This window comes from Pelagivirga sediminicola (genome assembly GCF_003072125.1).
Lineage (GTDB): Bacteria > Pseudomonadota > Alphaproteobacteria > Rhodobacterales > Rhodobacteraceae > Roseovarius > Roseovarius sediminicola.
The window spans coordinates 43,649-65,321 of sequence record NZ_QCYH01000009.1; the positions used below are offsets into that span (position 1 = coordinate 43,649).

At 65.7% G+C, this 21,673-nt stretch carries 19 protein-coding genes; 14 read left to right on the plus strand and 5 right to left on the minus strand.

The features are described from left to right. Positions 1 to 51: 51 nt before the first annotated feature. From mreC to DC366_RS14380, 5 genes are read left to right on the plus strand one after another with little or no spacing between them, the layout of a single operon-like run. A complete protein-coding gene (gene mreC / locus DC366_RS14360) occupies positions 52 to 999 on the plus strand; it encodes a rod shape-determining protein MreC (protein WP_108692927.1) in 948 nt (315 codons plus the stop codon). After that, positions 992 to 1,537 (plus strand): rod shape-determining protein MreD, encoded by a 546-nt coding sequence (locus DC366_RS14365; RefSeq protein ID WP_108692928.1) that lies wholly within the window; start codon positions 992 to 994, stop codon positions 1,535 to 1,537. Before mreC ends, DC366_RS14365 begins: the two co-directional genes overlap by 8 nt. Further along, on the plus strand, positions 1,534 to 3,474 hold the full coding sequence (mrdA, locus tag DC366_RS14370) for a penicillin-binding protein 2 (RefSeq protein WP_108692929.1): 1,941 nt from the start codon (positions 1,534 to 1,536) through the stop codon (positions 3,472 to 3,474). The genes DC366_RS14365 and mrdA overlap by 4 nt, the downstream gene beginning before the upstream one ends. Further along, positions 3,471 to 4,610 carry a rod shape-determining protein RodA gene (rodA, locus tag DC366_RS14375; RefSeq protein ID WP_108692930.1) on the plus strand — a complete coding sequence of 380 codons (1,140 nt, stop codon included), beginning with the start codon at positions 3,471 to 3,473 and terminating at the stop codon, positions 4,608 to 4,610. Before mrdA ends, rodA begins: the two co-directional genes overlap by 4 nt. 4 nt (positions 4,611 to 4,614) lie before the next feature. After that, positions 4,615 to 5,550, plus strand: a complete 936-nt coding sequence (locus tag DC366_RS14380) for a 2-hydroxyacid dehydrogenase (protein WP_108692931.1) — start codon at positions 4,615 to 4,617, stop codon at positions 5,548 to 5,550. A gap of 36 nt (positions 5,551 to 5,586) precedes the next feature. On the opposite strand, the gene DC366_RS14385 is transcribed toward DC366_RS14380, so the two are convergent. Together DC366_RS14385 and DC366_RS14390 are read right to left on the minus strand one after the other, a co-directional pair. Next, positions 5,587 to 6,366, minus strand: a complete 780-nt coding sequence (locus tag DC366_RS14385; RefSeq protein WP_108692932.1) for an SseB family protein — start codon at positions 6,364 to 6,366, stop codon at positions 5,587 to 5,589. Further along, positions 6,359 to 6,949 carry a uracil-DNA glycosylase family protein gene (locus DC366_RS14390; RefSeq protein ID WP_108692933.1) on the minus strand — a complete coding sequence of 197 codons (591 nt, stop codon included), beginning with the start codon at positions 6,947 to 6,949 and terminating at the stop codon, positions 6,359 to 6,361. The genes DC366_RS14385 and DC366_RS14390 overlap by 8 nt, the downstream gene beginning before the upstream one ends. A 107-nt stretch (positions 6,950 to 7,056) precedes the next feature. Here DC366_RS14390 and DC366_RS14395 point away from each other — a divergent pair, with 107 nt between their 5' ends. From DC366_RS14395 to DC366_RS14420, 6 genes are all read left to right on the plus strand, one after another. Beyond that, entirely contained in the window at positions 7,057 to 7,401 is a 345-nt protein-coding gene (locus tag DC366_RS14395; protein ID WP_108692994.1) for an ArsR/SmtB family transcription factor, read from the plus strand. Then, positions 7,394 to 8,422 carry a permease gene (locus tag DC366_RS14400; protein ID WP_108692934.1) on the plus strand — a complete coding sequence of 343 codons (1,029 nt, stop codon included), beginning with the start codon at positions 7,394 to 7,396 and terminating at the stop codon, positions 8,420 to 8,422. The genes DC366_RS14395 and DC366_RS14400 overlap by 8 nt, the downstream gene beginning before the upstream one ends. Positions 8,423 to 8,610: 188 nt before the next feature. After that, positions 8,611 to 9,270, plus strand: coding sequence for an ABC transporter ATP-binding protein (locus DC366_RS14405; protein ID WP_108692935.1), 660 nt, complete (start codon positions 8,611 to 8,613; stop codon positions 9,268 to 9,270). Further along, positions 9,248 to 10,879, plus strand: coding sequence for a KpsE/RkpR family capsule polysaccharide export protein (locus DC366_RS14410; protein ID WP_108692936.1), 1,632 nt, complete (start codon positions 9,248 to 9,250; stop codon positions 10,877 to 10,879). Before DC366_RS14405 ends, DC366_RS14410 begins: the two co-directional genes overlap by 23 nt. A gap of 115 nt (positions 10,880 to 10,994) precedes the next feature. Continuing rightward, on the plus strand, positions 10,995 to 12,488 hold the full coding sequence (locus DC366_RS14415; protein WP_108692937.1) for a phosphomannomutase/phosphoglucomutase: 1,494 nt from the start codon (positions 10,995 to 10,997) through the stop codon (positions 12,486 to 12,488). 81 nt (positions 12,489 to 12,569) lie between these two features. Continuing rightward, positions 12,570 to 14,096, plus strand: a complete 1,527-nt coding sequence (locus DC366_RS14420) for an ATP-dependent DNA helicase (RefSeq protein ID WP_108692938.1) — start codon at positions 12,570 to 12,572, stop codon at positions 14,094 to 14,096. Positions 14,097 to 14,150: 54 nt separating this feature from the next. Here DC366_RS14420 and DC366_RS14425 read toward each other — a convergent pair whose 3' ends face one another. Together DC366_RS14425 and DC366_RS14430 are read right to left on the minus strand one after the other, a co-directional pair. Continuing rightward, complete coding sequence (locus DC366_RS14425; protein WP_108692939.1) at positions 14,151 to 17,300, minus strand: valine--tRNA ligase; 3,150 nt, start codon at positions 17,298 to 17,300, stop codon at positions 14,151 to 14,153. Positions 17,301 to 17,489: 189 nt separating this feature from the next. After that, positions 17,490 to 18,098 (minus strand): HD domain-containing protein, encoded by a 609-nt coding sequence (locus DC366_RS14430; protein WP_108692940.1) that lies wholly within the window; start codon positions 18,096 to 18,098, stop codon positions 17,490 to 17,492. A 149-nt stretch (positions 18,099 to 18,247) separates the two neighbouring features. Between DC366_RS14430 and DC366_RS14435 the strand changes: the two genes are divergently transcribed. After that, complete coding sequence (locus DC366_RS14435) at positions 18,248 to 19,321, plus strand: T6SS phospholipase effector Tle1-like catalytic domain-containing protein (RefSeq protein WP_108692995.1); 1,074 nt, start codon at positions 18,248 to 18,250, stop codon at positions 19,319 to 19,321. A gap of 13 nt (positions 19,322 to 19,334) precedes the next feature. Here DC366_RS14435 and metF read toward each other — a convergent pair whose 3' ends face one another. Next, positions 19,335 to 20,201, minus strand: a complete 867-nt coding sequence (gene metF / locus DC366_RS14440; RefSeq protein ID WP_108692941.1) for a methylenetetrahydrofolate reductase [NAD(P)H] — start codon at positions 20,199 to 20,201, stop codon at positions 19,335 to 19,337. 98 nt (positions 20,202 to 20,299) lie between these two features. Here metF and DC366_RS14445 point away from each other — a divergent pair, with 98 nt between their 5' ends. Beyond that, the gene (locus DC366_RS14445) at positions 20,300 to 21,214 is read left to right on the plus strand and encodes a LysR family transcriptional regulator (RefSeq protein ID WP_108692942.1); all 915 of its coding nucleotides are present in this window, start codon (positions 20,300 to 20,302) and stop codon (positions 21,212 to 21,214) included. 85 nt (positions 21,215 to 21,299) lie between these two features. After that, a complete protein-coding gene (locus tag DC366_RS14450) occupies positions 21,300 to 21,602 on the plus strand; it encodes a monooxygenase (protein WP_108692943.1) in 303 nt (100 codons plus the stop codon). The last annotated feature ends 71 nt before the right edge of the window (positions 21,603 to 21,673 follow it).

Below are 21,673 nucleotides of genomic sequence, written 5' to 3' on the forward strand. Positions count from 1 at the left end.
GTGCGCCGCTATGGTGCCGCCCCATCCACCCCTTTCCAAGGGAAGCTCCATTTGGCGAAGGACCGCAAACAGACCGAAGACTATGCCGGCCCGCTCAAGCGGCTTTTGCTGGGTGTCCTGATCGTCTGCCTTCTGGGGCTGTTCCTGCTGTGGCGCATCGACAGCCCGCGGGTCGAACGGTTCCGCGCCGCCGTGATCGACAAGGTCGTACCAAATCTGGACTGGGCGATGGCGCCCGTGACCGGCACCGTGAACCTGTTCCGCGATTTCCAAAGTTACCAGCGCATTTACCAGCAAAATCAGGAGCTGCGCCGCGAATTGCAGCGCATGCAATCCTGGAAAGAGGCCGCGCTGCAACTGGAGCAGGAAAACGCGCGCCTGCTGGATCTAAACAACGTGCGGCTGGATCCGCGCCTGACCTATGTGACCGGCGTTGTCAGCGCTGATTCCGGCTCGCCCTTTCGCCAGTCGGTGTTGCTGAACGTCGGCGCGCGCGACGGCATCGTCGATGGCTGGGCGGCGATGGACGGGCTGGGCCTTGTGGGGCGGATTTCGGGCGTCGGCAACAATTCGGCGCGCGTGATCCTGCTGACCGATACATCCAGCCGCATCCCTGTCACCGTTCAACCCTCGGGCCAGCGGGCGCTGATCCTCGGCGACAACACCGTCGCGCCCCCCATCGATTTCCTGGAGGACGCAGGCAAGGTGCGGCCCGGCGACCGCGTGATCACCTCGGGCGATGGCGGGGTGTTTCCCGCCGGCCTGCTGGTGGGGCGCGTTGCCGCCGATCCCGGCGGGCGCCTGCGCCTGCGCCTTGCGGCCGATTACGAGCGGCTGGAGTTCCTGCGCGTGCTGCGCGATCATGCCAGCCCGCGCATCGACACGCCCGGCGATCTGATCGCGCCCGGCGGCCCGCCCGCGCCGCCCGCGGAGGTCCGGCCGGAGGCAAGCGCCGGTCCGCCGGAGGCGCCCGAGCCGGGCGAGCCCGTCGATGGCTGATCGCTCGCGGCTGCATATCTGGGCGATGCGCGCGGTTTTTGCGGCGCTGTGCCTGATGGTTATCTTCTGGCGCATCCTGCCGCTCAGCACCGTTCCGCGCGGATGGGCGGGGCCGGACCTGATCACCGCGCTCAGCTTTGCCTGGGTGCTGCGGCGCCCGGCCTATGCGCCCGCGCTGCTGATCGCGCTTCTGGTCCTCTTGGCGGACCTGATGTTTCAGCGGCCCCCCGGCCTCTGGGCCGCGCTGGTCGTGCTGGGCTGCGAGGCGCTGAAGGCGCGCGCGCCGGGTCTGCGCGACCGGGGCTTTGGCGCCGAATGGATCACCGTGGCGGTCATGATCGGGGCCATCGTCATCGGCTATCGGCTGACCCTCGCCGTTTTGATGGTGCCGCAGGCGCCGCTGGCGCTTAGCCTGATGCAAATGGCGATGACGGCATTATGTTATCCGCTGGTGGTCCTGGCTTCGGCGATGATCACTGGCGTACGCAAGGCCAGACCGGGCGAATCGGTCAGCGGCGGCAGGAGGTTCGGCACATGAAACGGGCATCGCGCGATTCCGCGCTCAGCCAGAAGCGCATCACCCGGCGCGGCCTGCTGCTGGGCGCGGGTCAGGCGGGGTTCCTGGGGCTTCTGGCGTGGCGGATGCGGCATCTTCAGGTCGATCAGGCCGACCAGTTCCGCCTGCTGGCCGAGGAAAACCGCATCAAGATCCGGCTGATCCCCCCCGCGCGCGGCCAGATCTTTGACCGCAACGGTCTGGTCGTGGCCGAGAACGTGCCCAGCTATCGCATCATTCTGGAGCGCGAGGAGGCCGGCGATGTCGAGGATACGATCGCGCGCCTGGGAAAGCTCATCACGCTCGACCCCGAAGAGCTGGAGCGCGCGCGCGAGGAAATGCGCCGCTCGCGCATCCATCCCGTCACCATCGCCGACCGCATCAGCTGGGAAGAGCTCAGCCGCGTGGCCGTCAACGCCCCTGCCCTGCCCGGCGTGCGCCCCGAAGTGGGCCTGTCGCGCCGCTATCCGATGGATCAGGAATACGCGCATGTGCTGGGCTATGTCGGCCCGGTCAGCGACCGCGACCTGGAACAGATCGACGCGCCCGACCAGCTTTTGCTGATCCCCCGCTTTCAGATCGGCAAGATCGGGCTTGAGGCCCGGCGCGAGGACATGCTGCGCGGCACGGCCGGCACCAAGCGGATCGAGCAGAACGCCGCCGGCCGTGTCATGCGCGAGCTGGACCGCCGCGAGGGTGTGGCCGGCAAGGACATCCAGATCACCACCGACAGCAACCTGCAATCCTATATCCACGCGCGGCTGGAGGGCGAAAGCGCCGCTGTCGTCGTGATGGATTGCGAGACGGGCGATATCCTGGCGACCGTCTCGACCCCGGGTTTTGACAGCAACCTGTTCGTGCGCGGCATTTCCGTGGCCGATTACAAGGCGCTTCTGGACAACAAGTATCGCCCGCTGCCCAACAAGGCCGTGCAGGGCGTCTATCCGCCCGGCTCGACCTTCAAGATGGTGACGGCGCTGGCCGCGCTGGAGGACGGACAGGCGACGGCGGATGACACCGTTTATTGCCCCGGCCACCTGGAAGTGGCCGGGCGACGCTTCCACTGCTGGAAACGGGCCGGGCATGGTAATGTCGACCTCTACCGCGCCCTGCGCGAAAGCTGTGATGTCTATTTCTATGACATGGCGCTGCGCGTGGGGATCGAGCGGATCAGCGACATGGCGCGTCGGCTCGGGCTTGGGGTGACGCATGATCTGCCGATGACCAGCGTCGCCGACGGCCTGATTCCCACCAAGGAATGGAAACGCGCCGCGCGCGGGGCCGAATGGGTGATCGGCGATAGCGTGAACTCGTCCATCGGGCAGGGCTTCGTGCTGACCTCGCCGCTGCAACTGGCGGTGATGACCGCGCGCATCGCCACGGGGCGCGCGGTAACGCCGCGCCTGATCAAATCGATCGACGGCGTCGAGGCGCCCACCGGCCATGGCGAGGATCTGGGCCTGAACCAGAACAACCTGCGCAACATCCGGCGCGCCATGTATGACGTGTCCAACAACAAGCGCGGCACCGCCTACCGCAGCCGCATTGTCGCCGAGGGCATGGAAATGGCCGGCAAGACCGGCACCAGCCAGGTGCGCAACATCACCGCCGCCGAACGCGCCCAGGGCGTGCGCCGCAACGAGGACCTGCCCTGGGAGCGGCGCGATCACGCGCTGTTCGTGAATTATGCCCCGGCGAGCAATCCGCGCGTTGCCGTGGCGGTCGTGGTCGAACATGGCGGCGGCGGCTCGTCCGTGGCGGCCCCCATCGCGCGCGACGTGACGCTTCAGGCGCTCTACAAGGGCGACCCGCCGCTGGAGGCGTATCCGGCCGCGGATCAGGGCCGCATCCGCACCCAGCAAGAGCGCCTGCGCAATGCCCGCCCCCAATACGGCCCCAAGCCGAGCGACCGCGCATGAGCTATCTGGAATATTCGGTCAAGAGCGTTCCCACGGGCCTGCGCAAGATCCTCTATGTCAACTGGCCGCTGGCGCTGCTGCTCGCGGCGGTGGCCTGCGTGGGGTTCCTGATGCTCTATTCCGTCGCCGGCGGCTCGGCCGAGCCGTGGATGGACCCGCAGATGAAACGCTTTGGCGTCGGTTTCGCGCTGATGCTGGCGGCGGCGATGGTGCCGATCTGGTTCTGGCGCAACATTGCCGGTCTGGCATATGCGGTGTCGCTGGCGCTTCTGGTTGCGGTCGAGATGTTCGGCAGTATCGGCATGGGCGCGCAGCGCTGGATCGATCTGGGCGTGTTGCGGCTGCAGCCGTCCGAGCTGATGAAGATCACGCTGGTGATGGCGCTGGCGGCCTATTACGACTGGCTGCCGCTGCACAAGACCTCCCGCCCGCTATGGGTGCTGCTGCCCGTCGTGCTGATCCTGATCCCGGTCTATCTGGTGCTGACGCAGCCCGATCTGGGCACGTCGATCCTGCTGATCACGGCCGGCGGTGGCATGATGTTTCTGGCCGGGGTCCATTGGGCCTATTTCGCGGCGGTCATCGCGGCCGGTATCGGCCTTGTGACGACCGTCCTCAAAAGCCGCGGGACCGATTGGCAATTGCTGGCCGACTACCAGTTTCGCCGCATCGATACCTTTCTGGACCCCTCCCAGGATCCCTTGGGCGCGGGCTATCACATCACGCAGTCCAAGATCGCGCTGGGCTCGGGCGGCTGGACGGGGCGCGGGTTCATGCAGGGCACGCAGTCGCGGCTGAACTTCCTGCCGGAAAAGCATACCGACTTCATCTTTACCACGCTGGCCGAGGAATTCGGCTTTATCGGCGCGATCTCCCTTCTGGGTCTTTATGCGCTGATCATCGTGTTCTGCATCAGCACCGCGATGACGAACCGCGACCGTTTCTCGTCGCTGCTGACGCTGGGGATCGCGGCGACGTTTTTCCTGTTCTTCGCGGTCAACATGTCGATGGTGATGGGGCTTGCGCCTGTCGTGGGTGTGCCGCTGCCGCTGGTCAGTTATGGCGGCTCTGCCATGTTGATCCTGCTGCTGGGTTTCGGCATGGTCCAAAGCGCACATGTCCACAAGCCAAGGTAGATCCATGACCATCAATATCCTGTTCGCCGCCCTCGAAGCGCGCTGGCCCCAATACGAGCGGCCCCTGACCGCGGCGCTGAACGCGGCGGGTGTCACGGATTTCAACCTGTCCACCGATATCGCGCCGCAGGAGGTGGATTACATCGTCCTGGCCCCGAACGGGCCGGTGCAGGATTTCTCGCCCTATACGCGCTGCAAGGCGGTGCTGAACCTCTGGGCCGGGGTCGAGGATGTCGTGAGCAACCCCACCCTGACGCAGCCGCTGGCGCGGATGGTCGATCATGGATTGACGCAAGGCATGGTGGAATGGGTCACCGGCCATGTGCTGCGCCATCATCTGGGGATGGACACGCATATTCACGGGCAGGACGGCGTCTGGCGCAAGGTCAATCCGCCTCTGGCGCAGGACCGTCCCGTCACGATCCTCGGGCTCGGCGCGCTTGGCACGGCGTGCGCCGAGGCGCTGGTCGCGCTCGGCTTTGACGTGACGGGCTGGAGCCGCTCGGCCAAGGACGTGCCCGGCGTGCGCTGCCTGAACGGCGAAAGCGGGCTGCGCCAGGCGCTTGGCACGGCGCAGATCCTTGTGCTGCTGCTGCCCAAGACGCCGGAGACCGAGAACCTGCTGAACGCGCAAAAGCTGGCCCTCATGCCGGAAGGCGCTTTCATCGTGAATCCCGGCCGCGGCCCGCTGATCGACGATCAGGCGCTGCTGGAGGCGCTGGACAGCGGGCATATCGCGCATGCCACTCTGGATGTGTTCCGGGTAGAGCCGCTGCCGCCCGAGCATCCCTACTGGGCGCATCCTTCGGTCACGGTCACGCCGCATGTCGCGTCCGAGACGCGCGAGGATACGGCGAGCGAGGTCATCGCCGAGAACATCCGCCGCAGCGAGGCGGGCGAGCCGCTGCTGCATCTGGTGGACCGCGATCTGGGATACTAAGGCCGCGCCCCGGCACGTCTCAGCCGGTCCGTCGAACTATTTCAGTTTCGGGGGCTTCGATGGATCGGATCCCGGCGCCGCCCTTCGCGCGGGCGTCTCGGGTTTCGGCAGGTCAAACCGCAATCCGACGCGCTCCGCCCGCTCGGCCAATGCGCTGCCCGTCCCGGCAAAGGCGACGTCGAGCGTGCCGGCCTCGACACCGGAGAATGTCAGCGCCTCGGACACCGCGCGGGTCAGCACCGTCTCCGCCCCCGCCGCCGCGCCGATGAAAATCAGCAGATGCCCCGCCCCGCCGCCCGCATAGCGCGCGCCGGTCAGGCATGCATGGCTCGCCAACCCGGCCGCGCGGGCCAGCTTGGCATCGAGCGCGCTCAGCACCGCTTGCGGCACGCCTTGCGGCGCGGTCAGCGCCTCGGGTCGCGCGCCGCCCTCGGCGCCGCCGCCCTGCCCCAGCGTCCGGTCCAGCCAGATCAGCGCCTCGGGCGGTAAAAGGATCGCCGAGGGCGCAACCCCAAGGTTCAGCGCCAGCCCCGCCCCCGCCCCCGCCAGCATCGCCGCCAGAGTGCGCCCCGGCAGCGCAGCATAGGGCGCGATGGCGCCAGTGAATTCGGCCAGCCGCGCTTCGGTATCGAAGGCCAGCGCATGCGCGACCCCTTCCAGATCATAGGTCTGCGGCGAGATGTCGTCGCCCCGCGCCTCCTCGGTCAGCAGCACGAACAGCTGGCAATCGGCGAGCGCGTGGTAAAATCCCAGCCGCTCCGCGCCGTCCCCGGCCTCCATCGCCGCGTGAGCGCGGTCCAGTTCCGTCTTAGCCATCGCTCATCACCTCCTGCACGCGGGCACGCAAGGCGGGCAGAACCTCGGCCTCGAACCACGGATTTTTCTTGATCCAAGCGGTATTGCGCCATGACGGATGCGGCAAGGCGAAAACCTCGGGCGCATGGGCGCGCCAGTTCGCCACAATCTGCGCCACGCTGCCGCGCGCGCCCAGGTGATAGCGGTGCGCGTGCGCGCCCACCAACACGCGCAGGCGGATCGGGGCAAGCTCGGCCATCACCGCGTCATGCCATGTCTGGCGGCAGATGGCGGGCGGGGGCAGATCGCTGCCCTTGGCGTCATAGCCCGGAAAGCAGAACGCCATCGGCACGATCGCCACGCGGGAGCGGTCGTAGAACGCCGCCCGGTCCAGCCCCAGCCAATCGCGCAGCCGGTCGCCCGAGGCATCGTCGAACGGCACGCCCGATGCATGCACCCGCGCCCCCGGCGCCTGCCCCGCGACCAGCATCCGCGCGCCGGGCGCGAACCACGCCACCGGACGCGGGCGATGCGCCGTCGCCGTCGCCGCAAAGCGGTCGGCGCAGAGGCGGCAACGGGTGATCTGCTTGGGAAGGTCGGGCATGGCTCGCAGATATGCCGCCGCGCGGGGAAATCCAAGCGGAGCGCCATATTTCGATGATTTTAGAAATATGGTTGCGGGATCGCGCCAAGTTCGATATTTCGAGAATCATGGAACAGTCCCCCCTCCCCGACGCCGATCTGGCGATCACCGCCTCGGCCTTTGCCGCCTTGGGCAGCGAACAGCGCCTTGGCGTGTTGCGCGCGCTTGTGCGCGCCGGTCCCGAAGGGCTGAGCATTGGCGAGTTGGGCGCGCGCAGCGGCGTTGCCGGCTCCACCCTGACGCATCACATGAAGATCCTCGCGATGGCGGGCCTTGTGCGGCAGGAACGGCGCGGGCGCAGCATCATTTGCGCGGCCGTCGCCTATGACGAATTGCGCACCCTTTCCGAATTCCTGCTGCGCGAATGCTGCGCCGACAGCATCGCCCCCTGCGAGGAGCACGATCATGGCTGAAACAGCGGCACATACCCACGGCCCCAGGCGCCGGATCGACCGCGCATGGGCGGCGCTGGCGATCATCCTCGCGCTCGTGGCGATCTTCGAGCCGGGGGAGTTCTGGAACACCGTCATCTTCACCATCGGAGCGATGTGGCACACCGCGCCCTTCATCGCCTTCGCGGTCCTTGCCGTCGCTTACTTGCGCGCGTCGGGGGCCGAGCGGCTGGTTGCCAAGGCGTTTCAGGGCGGCCGGGTGCGCATGATCTTCCTCGCCGCGCTGGTCGGCGGCATCGCGCCCTTTTGCAGTTGCGAGGTGATCCCCTTCATCGCCGCGATGCTGGCCCTCGGCGCGCCTCTGGCGGCGGTCATGGCGTTCTGGCTGGCCTCGCCCCTGATGGATCCGGCGATGTTCGCGATCACCAGCGCCGCGCTGGGATGGGAGTTTGCGCTGGCCAAGACGCTGGCGGCGCTGGGCCTTGGCCTGATGGGCGGATTTGCGGTGATGGCCCTGTCGCGCAGCCCGCTCTTTGCCGATCCGCTTCGCTCCAACCCCGCGTCGTGCGGCGGCTGCTGCAGCAGCAAGAAACCCTACGAGGGCGCGCCCGTCTGGAAATTCTGGCAACATGCCGACCGGCGCGAAACCTTCGGGCAGGTGGCGGCCACCAACGCGATGTTCCTGCTGAAATGGCTGAGCCTTGCCTACCTGATCGAGGCACTGATGCTGCGCCACATCCCGGCCGAGGCGGTCGCGGGCGCGCTCGGCGGCACCGGCGTCACGCCGATCCTTTTGGGCGCCCTCGTCGGCGCGCCGGCCTACCTGAACGGCTATGCCGCCGTGCCGATGGTCGACGCGCTGCTGGCGCAGGGGATGAGCCAGGGCGCCGCCATGAGTTTTGTCCTGGCCGGCGGGGTCAGCTGCATTCCGGCCGCGATTGCCGTCTGGGCGCTGGTCAAGCCGCGCATCTTTGCGGCCTATATCGGCCTTGCGATGATCGGCGCGGTTCTGGCCGGGCTGGCATGGCAGGCAGTGGCGTGACGGTGAACTGTTTCCATATCAGCTAAAAGCCACGATATCAGGGCGGGTTTTTACCGCCGCGCGGCACATTTCTGCCTTGAATCCCTGTATATAGTTGGCGCCATCCTCCATAAAGGGGAATCACTGCGGGCCGGGTGCGGCCCCAGCGCCCCAGACCAAGCGGGCATTTCGCGGTTTTCGGAGAGCGCATGCTCGAATTCGACAATGTCAGCAAGTCCTTCTGGACCGGCACACAGCGCAAGGTGATCCTTGAGAAGGTCAGCTTTCGCGTCGAGCTGGGCCGCTCCATCGGCATTCTTGCGCCGAACGGCACGGGAAAGACGACGCTGATCAACATGATGGCCGGGCTGGAGAAACCCGACGAGGGCGAAATCAGGCGCGGCTGCCGCATCAGCTTTCCGCTGGGCTTCATGGGCGGGGTCATCACCAAGATTTCCGCGATGGAGAACAGCCGCTACATCGCGCGGCTCTATGGCCTGGATCCCGACTATGTCGAGGCGTTCTGCCGCTGGATGTGCAATCTGGGCGAGTATTTCGATCAGCCGCTGGGCACCTACAGCGCCGGTATGAAATCGCGCTTCACCTTTTCGCTGATGCTGGCGCTGGATTTCGATATATACCTGATCGACGAAGGCATGCCCAGCTCGACCGATGTGGAATTCAACCGCAAGGCGGGCGAGATCCTGCGCGAGCGGCTGGAGACGACGACGGTCGTGATCGTGTCCCACTCACCCGCCACGCTGGAGAAATTCGCAACCTCCGCCGCTGTGCTGATGGGCGGGCAGCTCTATATGTTCGACACCTTGGAAGAGGCAAAACAGCTTTATGACTACGAAACCCAAGGCTAGAAAATTTCGCATTCGCCGCAGCGCCGACATCGTGCATCAGGCCACAGGGCAGCAAGGCGCAGACGACGCGCACGCACCCGGCGAGCGGCCCGAGGGCACGTCGCAGGACGCCGCGCGCAGCGGCGATGTCAGCAGCGCGCGCGAAATGAGCGTATCGCAGAGCATCGACGACATACGCCGCGAGGGGCTGACCGGCAGGCAGCTGCGCATGGCGCGGCGCGTGGCGCAAAAGCACGGGCTGGCACCGACATCGGATTTCGACGCCATACGCCTGTTGCGCGCCAAGGGGATCGATCCGTTCCAGCGGTCGTCCATCCTGCAACTGGTCGCCGACGATGAGCAGCCGGGCGACGGTGACATGGTTCCTGCCAAGGGCCGCGACGTGGACGCGCAGCGCGTGCAACTGCCGCAGACGGTCCCCGCGCAGACCATGTTGCCCTCCACGCATCTCAGCCCAGCCGACAGGCGCGGCGAGGAAATCATGCGCATCCAGCGCGATATCGGCCGCCGGCGCCGGCGCAAGCTGCTGCTGCTCTTCACGCGGCTGGCGGCGTTCGTCTTTCTGCCCACGGTGCTGGCCGGATACTATTATTACAACGTCGCAACGCCGATGTATTCGACCAAGTCCGAATTCCTGATCCTGTCCGCCGATGGCGGCGGGGCCGGCGGGATGGGCGGCTTCAAACTGCCCAGCCAGTTCGCCACCGGCCAGGACGCGATCGCGACGCAATCCTACCTGATGTCCAAGGACGCGATGCTGCGTCTTGATCGCGATGTCGGCTTTCGCGAGCATTTCAGCCAGCCATGGATCGACCCGATCCAGCGTCTGGACGCGGATGCCAGCAATGAGGAAGCGTATAAACTTTACAAGAAATACATGAAGATCGGCTATGATCCGACCGAAGGCGTGCTGCGCATGGAGGTCTCCACCGCCGATCCCGAGGTCAGCGCCGAATTCTCGCGCAAGCTGATCAACTATGCCGAAGAGCGCGTTGACGAGCTGTCCCGCCGCAAGCGCGAGGATGCCGTGGAATCCTCGACCGCCAGCCTTGAGCAGGCCAAGGAAGAGCGCCGCGAGGCGCAGCGCCAGCTGGTCGCCATGCAGGAGGGCAGCGTCCTGGACCCTGAGGGCGAGATTGCCAACATCCGCTCGCTGATCGGCAATGTCGAATTGCAGTTGCAGGAAAAGCAGCTGGCGCTGAACACGCAGATGAACAACGCAAGGCCCAACAGTGCCAGGGTCGAGGCGCTGACCAGCGAAATAGGCGTGCTGCAACGCGAGCTGAGCAAGCAGCGCGCCCGCCTGACGGACGCGACCGAAGAATCCGCCTCGCTCGCCTCCCAGACGGCCGATATCCAGATGGCGCAGGCCGATCTGCTGACCGCCGACATGGTGCTTCAGGCCGCGCTTGAGGCGCAGAGGATGAGCACGAGCGAGGCCAACAAGCAGGTGCGTTATCTGACCGTCAGCGTGAAGCCGCTTGCCTCGCAGGATGCCTCCTATCCCCGGGCGTTCGAAAACACGATTCTGGCGTTTCTGGTCTTTGCCGGGATTTACCTGATGATTTCGCTGACCGCGTCGATCCTGCGCGAACAGGTGTCATCGTGAATTGAATTTACGGGCGCGATCTGGCATCGCGTCGGTCAACGATCCGTTTCTTATCCGGGTGCGCCGAGGCGTCCGGGCAACATGCGCCTTTCGAACAAGTGAGATTTACGCCGTGATGAAACCCGCCCCTACCGTGACGCCGAATACTTGGGAATTCCTGCGCGATCCGATGATCGCGCCCACTGGGTTTCGCGAATATGACGCGCGCTGGAAATACCCCGAGGAGATCAACCTGCCCGGCATGACGGCGCTTGGCCTCGGCCTTGGCACGCAGATGATCGCGCGCGGGATCGACCCGGTGATCGCGGTCGGCAACGATTACCGCGACTATTCGCTGACGATCAAGAACGCGCTGATGCTGGGCCTGATGCAGGCCGGGATCAAGGTGCTGGATATCGGCCCTGCGCTCAGCCCGATGGCCTATTTCGCGCAGTTTCATCTGGATGCACCTGCCGTCGCGATGGTCACCGCCTCGCACAATCCCAACGGCTGGACCGGCGTCAAGATGGGGTTCGAGCGGCCCCTGACCCACGGCCCGGACGAGATGAGCGAGCTGAAATCCATCGTGCTGGAAGGCCGCGGCCAGCCCCGCCCCGGCGGCGGATACGAATTCGTGGACGGTGTGCGCGAGGCGTATCTCGACGATCTCGTCGGCGATTTCCGCATGACGCGCCCCCTCAAGGTGGTCTGCGCCACCGGCAATGGCACTGCGTCGGCCTTCGCGCCCGAGCTGTTCGCGCGCATGGGGGTCGAGGTGGTCGCGTCGCATAACACGCTGGACTACACTTTCCCCCACTACAACCCGAACCCCGAAGCGATGGAAATGCTGCACGACATGGCCGATGCCGTGCGCGCCTCCGGCGCCGATTTCGCGCTGGGCTTCGACGGCGACGGCGACCGCTGCGGCGTGGTCGATAACGAGGGCGAGGAGATTTTCGCCGACAAGATGGGCGTCATCATGGCCCGCGATTTCGCCCGCCTCCATCCCGGCAGCACCTTTGTGGCGGATGTGAAATCGACCGGGCTGTTCGCGTCGGACCCCGAATTGCAGGCTCACGGCGCCAAGGCCGATTACTGGAAAACCGGCCACAGCCACATGAAGCGCCGGGTCAAGGAACTGGGCGCGCTGGCGGGGTTCGAGAAATCCGGCCACTACTTCCTGGCCGAACCGATCGGGCGCGGCTATGATTGCGGCCTGCGCGTGGCGGTGGAAATCTGCAAGCTGATGGACCGGCACCCGGGTAAATCCATGGCCGATCTGCGCCGCGCCCTGCCGGTGACATACTCGACGCCCACCATGTCGCCCTTATGCCCCGATCTTGAGAAATACGATGTGCTCGACCGACTGGTCGCCAAGCTGGTCGCGCATCACGAGGCAGGCAAACCGCTTGCGGGCCGCAAGATCGCGCAGATCGTCACGGTCAACGGCGCGCGGGTGATCCTCGACAACGGCAGTTGGGGCCTCGTGCGCGCCTCCTCGAACACGCCCAATCTGGTCGTGGTCTGCGAAAGCAGCGAGAGCGAGGCGGAAATGCGCGCCATATTCGCCGATATCGACGCGGTGATCCGCACCGAGCCGTCGGTCGGCGCGTACGATCAGACGATCTGACCCGGCGCCGCGGCCACCATTCGGCATCGCTGCGCGCGTCTTTCGCTGGCACCCCTGCGGCGTCGCCTATAGTGTCCGGCCATGACCGAAACCGCCCTCACCTACTCGCCCGATCAGGCCGAAGCGCATGACCGCATCGCCGAGGCCCTGCAGGCCGCCGGCGTCGATCTGCACGGCGGCAGCACGACACCGCCGCGCGAGGGCAAGGACAGCATCATGGCCGTCATCGGCAAGGCCGGATCGGGCAAGACGCTGCTTCTGGCCGCGCTTTACCGCGCGCTGGAGGAGGCGGGCGTCGACATCGTCTCGGGCGATTACGAGGGGAAGAAAAGGCGCGACCGCCGCACGCTTGCCATCCTCGCGCCCACGAACAAGGCGGCGTCGGTCCTGCGCATGCGCGGCGTTCCGGCGACAACGATCCACCGGATCCTCTATACCCCCGTTTATGATCCGGAATACGAGAAGATCGCCGAATGGCTGGCCGGTAATGGCGAGCGTCCCGAGATCGAGGCGCTGACCGAAACCGCGCTGGACCGGGCCCATGCGTTTTACCAGACGAACAAGTCCATTCCCGGCGCGCTGGCCGCCGCAGGGCTGAAGGGCAGCGATTTCATCACCGGCTGGAAGCGCCGGGACGAGCCGCTGGATATCGGTTTCGTCGACGAGGCCAGCATGCTGGACGCGCGCCAGCTGGACGATCTCAAGGAGATCTTCCCCACCCTGCTGCTCTTTGGCGATCCCGCACAGCTTGCCCCGGTGGGCGGCGATGGCAGCATGGCGTTCGAGAGCCTGCCGGACAGCTCCAAGTTGGAATTGCACCGCATCCACCGGCAGGACGCCGACAACCCGATCCTTGATCTGGCCCACGCGCTGGCCGATCCGGCGCTGGAATTTCACGATTTCGAGCGCATGATCGAAGAGGCCGCCAAGCGCGACGAGCGCGTGCAATGGGCGAGCCGTGTCGAGGTCGATCTGATGGCGCGCAGCCCCGTTCTGGTCTGGCGCAACGCCACGCGCATCCGCCTGATAAACGCCTTTCGCAACGTCCACGGCGCGCCGCCCGATGCGCTTCTTGAGGGCGAGCCGCTGATCTGCGACGGGATTGAGCTGCCGCTGAAACACCGCAAGAAGCGGCTGGATCTGGAGGCGCGCGGCCTGATCAAGGGTGCGCAGGTGATCTATCTCGGGCCGGGCCGCAAACCCGGCTTTTCCCGCCTGCACGTGATGGGCGCCGAAGATCCGCAACTGAGCGCCGCGTCGATCGTGAAGATCGAGAAGCCGGACGAGGAAGAGCCGTTCATCCCCTTCGCCGCCAACATGGGCGCCACGTTTCTGCACGGCGCTGCCGTCACCATCCACAAGGCGCAGGGCAGCCAATGGAAGGATGTGCAGGTCTTCGCCCCCGACCTTTACGCCGCCGCCCGCATGGGCCGCAGCGAGGCGGGCCAGCCGCTGTGGAAACGCCTTGCCTATGTCGCCATCACCCGCGCCGAAGAGCGTTTGCACTGGGTCGTGCGCAACCGCCTGTCCAAGCCCGAACACGCCCTGCGCGTCGACGATCTGCGCACCCGGCCCGTCCCCCTGACGCTGGAGACGGGTGAGGATTGAGGCCGCGCCCCCGGCTTCATCCTGGCCGAAATACTCCCGCCGGAGGCGGCGCTGTCAGCCCAGCTCGGCCAGACGCGCGCGCGCGGCGCGCAGCGTCTCGGCCTCTTCCTCGCGCAGGGCAAGGTTCTCGCGCGCCTCGGCGACGACCTCCTCGGGCGCGGATGCCGCGAATTTGGGGTTGTTCACGCGCCCCTTCAATCCGCCGATCTCTTTCTCCAGCTTGCCCAGCGTCTTGTCCAGACGCGCCTTTTCCGCCTCCACATCGATGATGTCCGCCAGCGGAAGGCCAAAGGTGCCGCCCTCCACCGCGACGGTCGCGCAGCCCTTGGGAAAGGCATCGACATGCTCAAGGCTCTCGATACGTGCCAGCCGCTTGATCATCGCCTCGTTGCGGCTCCACGCAGCCTCGCCCGCGGGATCTAGCGACGTCACCAGCAGCGGAATCTGCAGACCGGCAGGGACATGCATCTGCGCGCGCGCACTCCGGATCGCCTCGATCAGGGAGATGACCCAGTTCATCTCGCGGTCGGCGCCGGCGTCGATCAGCTCGCTGCCGTATTCCGGCCAATCGGCGTGAATCAGCATCTTTTGCCGCGCGCCCAGATTGCTCCACAGTTCTTCGGTGATGAAGGGCATGATGGGATGCAGCAGGATCAGGCATTGATCGATCACCCACGCCATCGTGGCGCGGCTTTCGGCCTTGACCGCGTCGCTGCCGTCCGTCAGCAGCGGCTTGGAGAATTCCACATACCAGTCGCAGACCTTGCCCCAGACGAACACATAAAGCGCCCCGGCCGCATCGTTGAAACGATACGCGTCCAGCGCCGCGTCCACCTCGGCGCGCACCCGCGCGGTTTCGCCGATGATCCACTTGTTGACCGTCTCGGTGGCGGCGGGCGGCGCCGCGTGCGAATAATCGCTGCCCAGCGCGGCAGGCGTTGCGCCGTTCATCTCGGCAAAGCGCGCGGCGTTCCACAGCTTGGTGCCGAAATTGCGATACCCGGCGATACGCTGCGTCGACAGCTTCAGATCGCGGCCCATCGCGGCCATCGCCGCCAGGGTAAAGCGCACGGCATCGGTGCCGTATTCGTCGATCAATTCCAGCGGGTCCAGAACATTGCCCAAGGATTTGGACATCTTCTTGCCCTTCTCGTCGCGCACAAGGGCATGGACATAAACATGGCTGAACGGCTTTTGCCCGACCACGGCATATTGCATCATCATCATCCGGGCGACCCAGAAAAAGATGATGTCAAAGCCGGTGATCAGCGTCGATGTCGGGAAGTACTTCTGCAGCTCCGGCGTGTCCTCGGGCCAGCCCAGCGTGCCGATCGGCCACAGGCCGGACGAGAACCACGTGTCCAGAACATCCGCATCGCGCCAGACCGGATAGACCAGCTGTGTGGGATCCTGCGTCGCGACATATTCGGCAAGGCTCTCGGCCAGCGCATGCATGGCCGCGCCGCGATCCGCGACCTCGATCAGCCGCGCATGATTCAACGGCGTCGGCAGCCCGGCCAGCACGTCATCGAACTTGGCGCCCAGCCCGTCAAAATCAGGCGCCGCATGGTAGCGGTCCGTGCCCGGCGCCAGCGATTGATCCCACAGCAGGCGCTGCATCTCGACCATGTCGAGCGCGCCGTCACCCTCGTCATCCCGGAACGCGCCCCGCTCCAGATCGAGCCCATACCACACCGGAATCTGGTGCCCCCACCACAGCTGTCGCGAGATGCACCACGGCTCGATATTCTCCAGCCAGTGGAAGTACACCTTGCGGTCGCTCTCGGGCATGATCGTCACCTCGCCCGAGCGCACGGCGTCGATGGCGGGCTGCACGATCTGTGCGGTATCGACGAACCACTGATCGGTCAGCATCGGCTCGATCACCACTTTCGAGCGGTCGCCGAAAGGCTGCATGATCTGCTTGGCCTCGACCAGCGGCACCATGCCGGGGTCCATGCAGACATTGCCACCCGACTCCTCGGGATCGCCCGGCACCATCACGGCCAGCCCCTCGCCGGTGATCTGCTCGACCACGCGCTTGCGGGCCTCCAGCCGGTCCAGCCCGCGCAGATCGTCGGGGACCAGGTTAATCGCATCTACCTCGGCCTCGTCCAGCGTGCGCTCGCCGCGCGCGACGGCCATCGCGATGGCGGCGGCCTCGGCATAGGGCGCGCCGTCCTCGCGCATCTGCGCGCGTGTGTCCATCAGCCGATAGCAGGGGATGCCATTGCGCCGCGCCACGGCATAGTCGTTGAAATCATGCGCGCCGGTGATCTTGACCGCGCCCGAGCCGAAGGCGGGATCGGGATATTCATCTGTGATGATCGGGATCAGGCGCCGATGCTCTTTCGGTCCGACGGGAATTTCGCACAAGCTGCCGACAATCGCGGCATAGCGCGCATCCGACGGATGCACCGCCACCGCGCCATCGCCCAGCATGGTTTCGGGCCGCGTCGTGGCGATGGAGATATAGTCGCGCGTCTCGCGGAAAATCACCGCGCCGTTCTCATCCTTCTCCACATACTCGTAGGTCGCGCCGTTCGCGAGCGGATATTTGAAATGCCACATATGGCCCGAGGTCTCGACATTCTCGACCTCCAGATCGGAAATCGCCGTCTCGAAATGCGGATCCCAGTTGACCAGACGCTTGCCGCGATAGATCAGCCCCTTGTCATACATATCGACAAAGACCTTGATGACCGCATCGTGGAAATTCGGGCCCTGCCCCTTTTCGGGATCGCCCGCGGCGCCGCCCATGGTAAACGCCTCGCGCGACCAGTCGGCAGAGGCGCCAAGGCGCTTGAGCTGGCCGATGATGGTGCCCCGCGATTTCACCTTCTGCTGCCAGACGCGATCAATGAACGCCTCGCGGCCCATCTCGACCCGCGTCGGCTCGTCATTGGCGGCCATGTCGCGCTCGGTCACCATCTGCGTGGCGATGCCGGCATGATCGGTGCCGGGCTGCCACAGCGTGTCAAAGCCCCGCATCCGGTGCCAGCGCACCAGGATATCCTGAAGCGTGTTGTTGAACGCGTGCCCCATATGCAGGCTGCCGGTGACGTTCGGCGGCGGGATCATGATGCTGAACGTCTCGGCGCCGGGGGCCGCATTCGCGCCCGCCTTGAACGCGCCCGAGCGCTCCCACGCCTCGTAGAGCCGCTGCTCGGCCTCGGCCGCATCGAATGTCTTTTCCATCGCCATGGGATCGCTCCTTCGTTCTTGGCTTTTGGCTTAGACAATCTGCGGAGCAAGTGAAAGCCCGATGCGCATGATCGGCGGGCGCCCCAGCCGCGGCAAACGGCGCGCCATGGGTATTTTCACCAAGAAAAAGCCGGGGATATGCGCCTTGGTTTTTTCTTGGGTGCAAATACCCGAATCCCGCCGCTCGCTTCAGCCGCGCGGCGTGCCGGTCAGCGGCTCGCGCGCACCGGGGCGGATGACGGCCGGGTCATAGGGCTGGCGGGCGAACACCTCTTCGACCATGGGGGCGAAGAACTCCAGCGGCAGCGTGTCATAATCCGGGTCAAAACTGGCCTGGTCCCAGCGCTCGCAGAACTCGGCGCAATCGTCGAAATAGGGGGCGCCGCGATGACGCTCGCGCTTGTTCGGATCGGCCCCGTCCAGGTGGTGGCCGTAATAGAGCATCTGGAAATCGCCATGCGCGGCCACGCACCATGTGCACTGCTCGCGCACGAAGGGCTTCAGGATCGTGGCGGCGTATTCGTCGTGGTTATAGGGCGCATAGATGTCGCCGATATCGTGCAGGAGCGCCGCGACGATCCAGTCGGTATCAGCCCCATCGCGCCACGCGCGCGTTGCCGATTGCAGCGAATGGCCCAGCCGCGTGATCTGGTAGCCCGACAGGCTTTTGTCCAGATCGACCAGCGCGCTCAGCAGGCGCCGTGCCGTGTGGCGGGTATGATCGATCTCGTGTTCGGTCAGGAATTCGTATTCTTCCTTCGTGCCGTCCTTCATCTGGGTAAAGCTGACGCGGTCCATGGCTGGCTCCTTCGGGTATCGGGTCCGGTGGGAGGGATTCAACACCCGAAAAGGGGCGGCGCGCAAGGCCCCGCGGCTGTCAATCGCGCGATCCTGCGTTATGTCTTGTCCCGCGGCAATGGTGACGCGCGAAAGGGGTGAAGGCGAAGATGTCGTGGCGTAATTGGGTCAAGCGGATCTATTCACTGGTGCTGCCGGGTTTCGGGCGCGACCTGCGGCGCGGCCACAAGGGCGCGGTGGATCCTCGCGGGCCGGTGACGCATGTGCTGATCCTTGACGGAACGATGTCGTCCCTGGTGCCGGGCGACGAAAGCAACGCGGGCCTTGTCTATCGCCTTTTGAGCGAGGTGCGCGGCGCGCGCATGTCGCTTTATTACGAGGCCGGGCTGCAGTGGCAGGATTGGCGCGGCACGATCAGCGTGATGATGGGGCGCGGCATCAACCGCCAGATCCGGCGCGCCTATGGCTATCTGTCCAGCCGTTACAGGCCCGGCGACCGCATCTATCTGCTGGGCTATTCGCGCGGGGCCTATGCCGTCCGGTCGCTGGCCGGCGCGATCGACATGGTCGGCCTTCTGCGCGGCGAACACGCGACCGAGCGCAACGTGCGCCTCGCGTGGCGCCACTATCAGAGCGGCCCCGAGCGGCCCGTCGCCCGCGCATTCCACAACGCCTATTGCCACGAGGCCGTTCCGATCGAGATGGTCGGCGTCTGGGACACCGTCAAGGCGCTGGGCCTGCGCCTGCCGATCCTGTGGCGCTGGAGCGCGCCGAGCCATGCGTTTCATTCCCATCAGCTGGGCAGGACCGTTCGGCGCGGCTATCACGCGCTGGCGCTGGACGAGACGCGCATCGCCTACCGGCCGGTCCTTTGGCAAACCGGGCCCGAAACGGCCGCCGATGTGCAGCAGGTCTGGTTTCGCGGCACGCATGCAGATATCGGCGGGCATCTGAGCGGATTCGACGCCGCCCGTCCCCTCGCCAACATTCCCCTTGTCTGGATGCTGGAGCGCGGCGAGGCGGCAGGTCTGACGCTGCCGCAGGACTGGCGCGCGCGCTATCCGTGCGATGCGAGCGCGCCGTCGGTCGGCACATGGGGCGGTTGGGGCAAGATATTCCTGGCGCGCGGGCGCCGCACCATCGGGCGCGATCCGTCGGAGCGGGTGCATGAGACCGCATATGAAAACGGCGAGGCGCCGCCCGTCCGGAGCGGCGCCCTTTAGGTCTGCCATTGCTTCAGGCGACGTCGCGCAGTTGCACCTTGGGCGCCACGCCCAGCGCATGGCAGATGTCGCGTGTCAGTTCGGGCCGGTTCAGCGTGTAGAAATGCAGATCCTCCACGCCCTCGTCCATCAGCTTGCTGCACAGTTCGGTCGCATGGGCAATGGCCAGCAGATCGCTGCGCTCGTCACGCTCGGCGGTGGCGAAGGCGGCGTTCAGCCAATCGGGCACCGTCGCGCCGCAGGATTGCGCAAAGCGGCGCGCGCCGTCCCAGTTCTCGATCGGGAAGATGCCGGGGATGACGGGCTTGTCGATGCCCGCCGCAGCGCAGCGATCGCGAAAGCGCAGGAAGGTATCGGCGCTGAAGAAGAACTGCGTGATCGCCTCGTCCGCGCCCGCATCGAACTTGCGCTTGAGCCATTCGACATCGGCGTTGTCATCGGCCGCATCGGGGTGACGCTCGGGATAGGCGCCGACGCGCAGGGTGAAATCACCGCGCTCCTTGAGCGCCGCAATCAGCTCGCAACTGTCGTTGAAGCCGCCGGGATGGGGCTTGAACCCGCCGCTGCCCTTGGGCGCGTCGCCGCGCAGGGCGACAATCTCGCGCACGCCGGCGGCGTGGAATTCATCGGCGATGGCCAGTGTTTCCTCGCGCGTGGCGTTCACGCAGGTCAGATGCGCCGCGACATTCAGCCCGGCCGAGCCGTGCAGCGCGCTGACCGCCTCGCGCGTCAGGGTGCGCGTCGTGCCGCCCGCGCCGTAGGTGACGGACACGAACCGCGGCTGCAACGGCGCCAGCGTGTGCACCGTGTCCCACAGGCGAAAGGACGCCTCCAGGGTCTTGGGCGGAAAGAATTCGAAGGAGATGTTCGGCGCGTTCATGATGGGTTTCCCGTGTGAGGACTTGAGCCTTTGTCGCAATGCAGCATATGTTATGCAAATTCATAATTCTCACGATCTACATGAGGCGCGCTAATAAAATGCATATCGAGTTCCGGCACCTGCGCACGATCCGCGCGATTCACGCCGCCGGGGGGCTGGCCAAAGCGGCCGACACGCTGAACATCACGCAAAGCGCGCTGAGCCATCAGATCAAGGGGCTGGAGGATCAGGCCGGGGTCGAGCTGTTCGTGCGCCGGTCCAAGCCGATGACGTTGTCGGCGGCGGGCCTGCGCCTTTTGCGCGTCGCCAACAAGGTGCTGCCCGAGATCGAGGCGCTGGAGGCCGAGTTTTCGGGCGTGCGCGCGGGAAGCTCCGGGCGCCTTCACATCGCCATCGAGTGTCACGCCTGTTTCGAATGGCTGTTCCCGGTGCTGGAGGCGTTCCGCCACAACTGGCCCGAGGTCGATGTCGATATCCGCCCCGGCCTTGCCTTCGACGCGCTGCCCGCCCTGCAAAAGGAGGAGGTGGATCTGGTTGTCAGTTCGGACCCCGAAGCGCTGCGCGGCATCGGGTTCAAGCCGCTGTTCGATTACGAGCCGGTGTTTCTGGCCTCGGCGGTGCATCCGCTGGCGCAGAAGGACTTTATCGAGGCCGAGGATTTTCGCGGTCAGACGCTGATCACCTACCCGGTGGATCGCTCGCGGCTGGACGTATTCACCGAACTTCTGACCCCCGCCAAGGTGGAACCGGCCAGCATCCGGCAGGTGGAGCTGACGGCGGTGATCCTGCTGCTGGTGGCAAGCAACCGGGGCGTTGCCGTGCTGCCCGACTGGGTGGTGCGCGAGCTGCGCAGCAGTGACGATTACGTGGTGCGGCCCATTACCGAAAATGGCCTGACCAAACGGCTTTATGCCGCGATCCGCGATGATGACGCGAGCAAGCCCTTCATGGCGCATCTGCTGAAACTGGCGCGGGAAATTCCGGTGAAGTTGCAGAGGCGGGAGAAGGTTTGACGCAAGGGCGCCCGCCATTCAAACTGTCCAGAAACCGCTGAGCGGATGTTAAGACCATATTCACACCAAACCGCGAGGATCGACCATGCAGAAACTTTTACAGGTAGATTTCGATTTCACAGGTCCGTTCGGCGCGGACATGACTGCCGCGATGGGCGATCTGGCCAGATCCATCAATGACGAGCCGGGGATGATCTGGAAAATATGGACGGAGGACAAGAGCACGGGCAAGGCCGGGGGCATCTATCTGTTCGAAAGCGAGGAAACGGCGAAATCCTATCTCGTCATGCATTCCGCGCGGCTGGAGGCGATGGGTATCCAAGGGATCCGGGGAATCATCTTCGAGGTCAATGCCGAGTTGTCTGCGATCAACAGCGCGCCGCTGTGACACGCGCCTTGCCCTTGCGGGCGCGGCGCGGGGGGCCTATACGCGCGGCTTGATACAGGTAAGGACCGCTC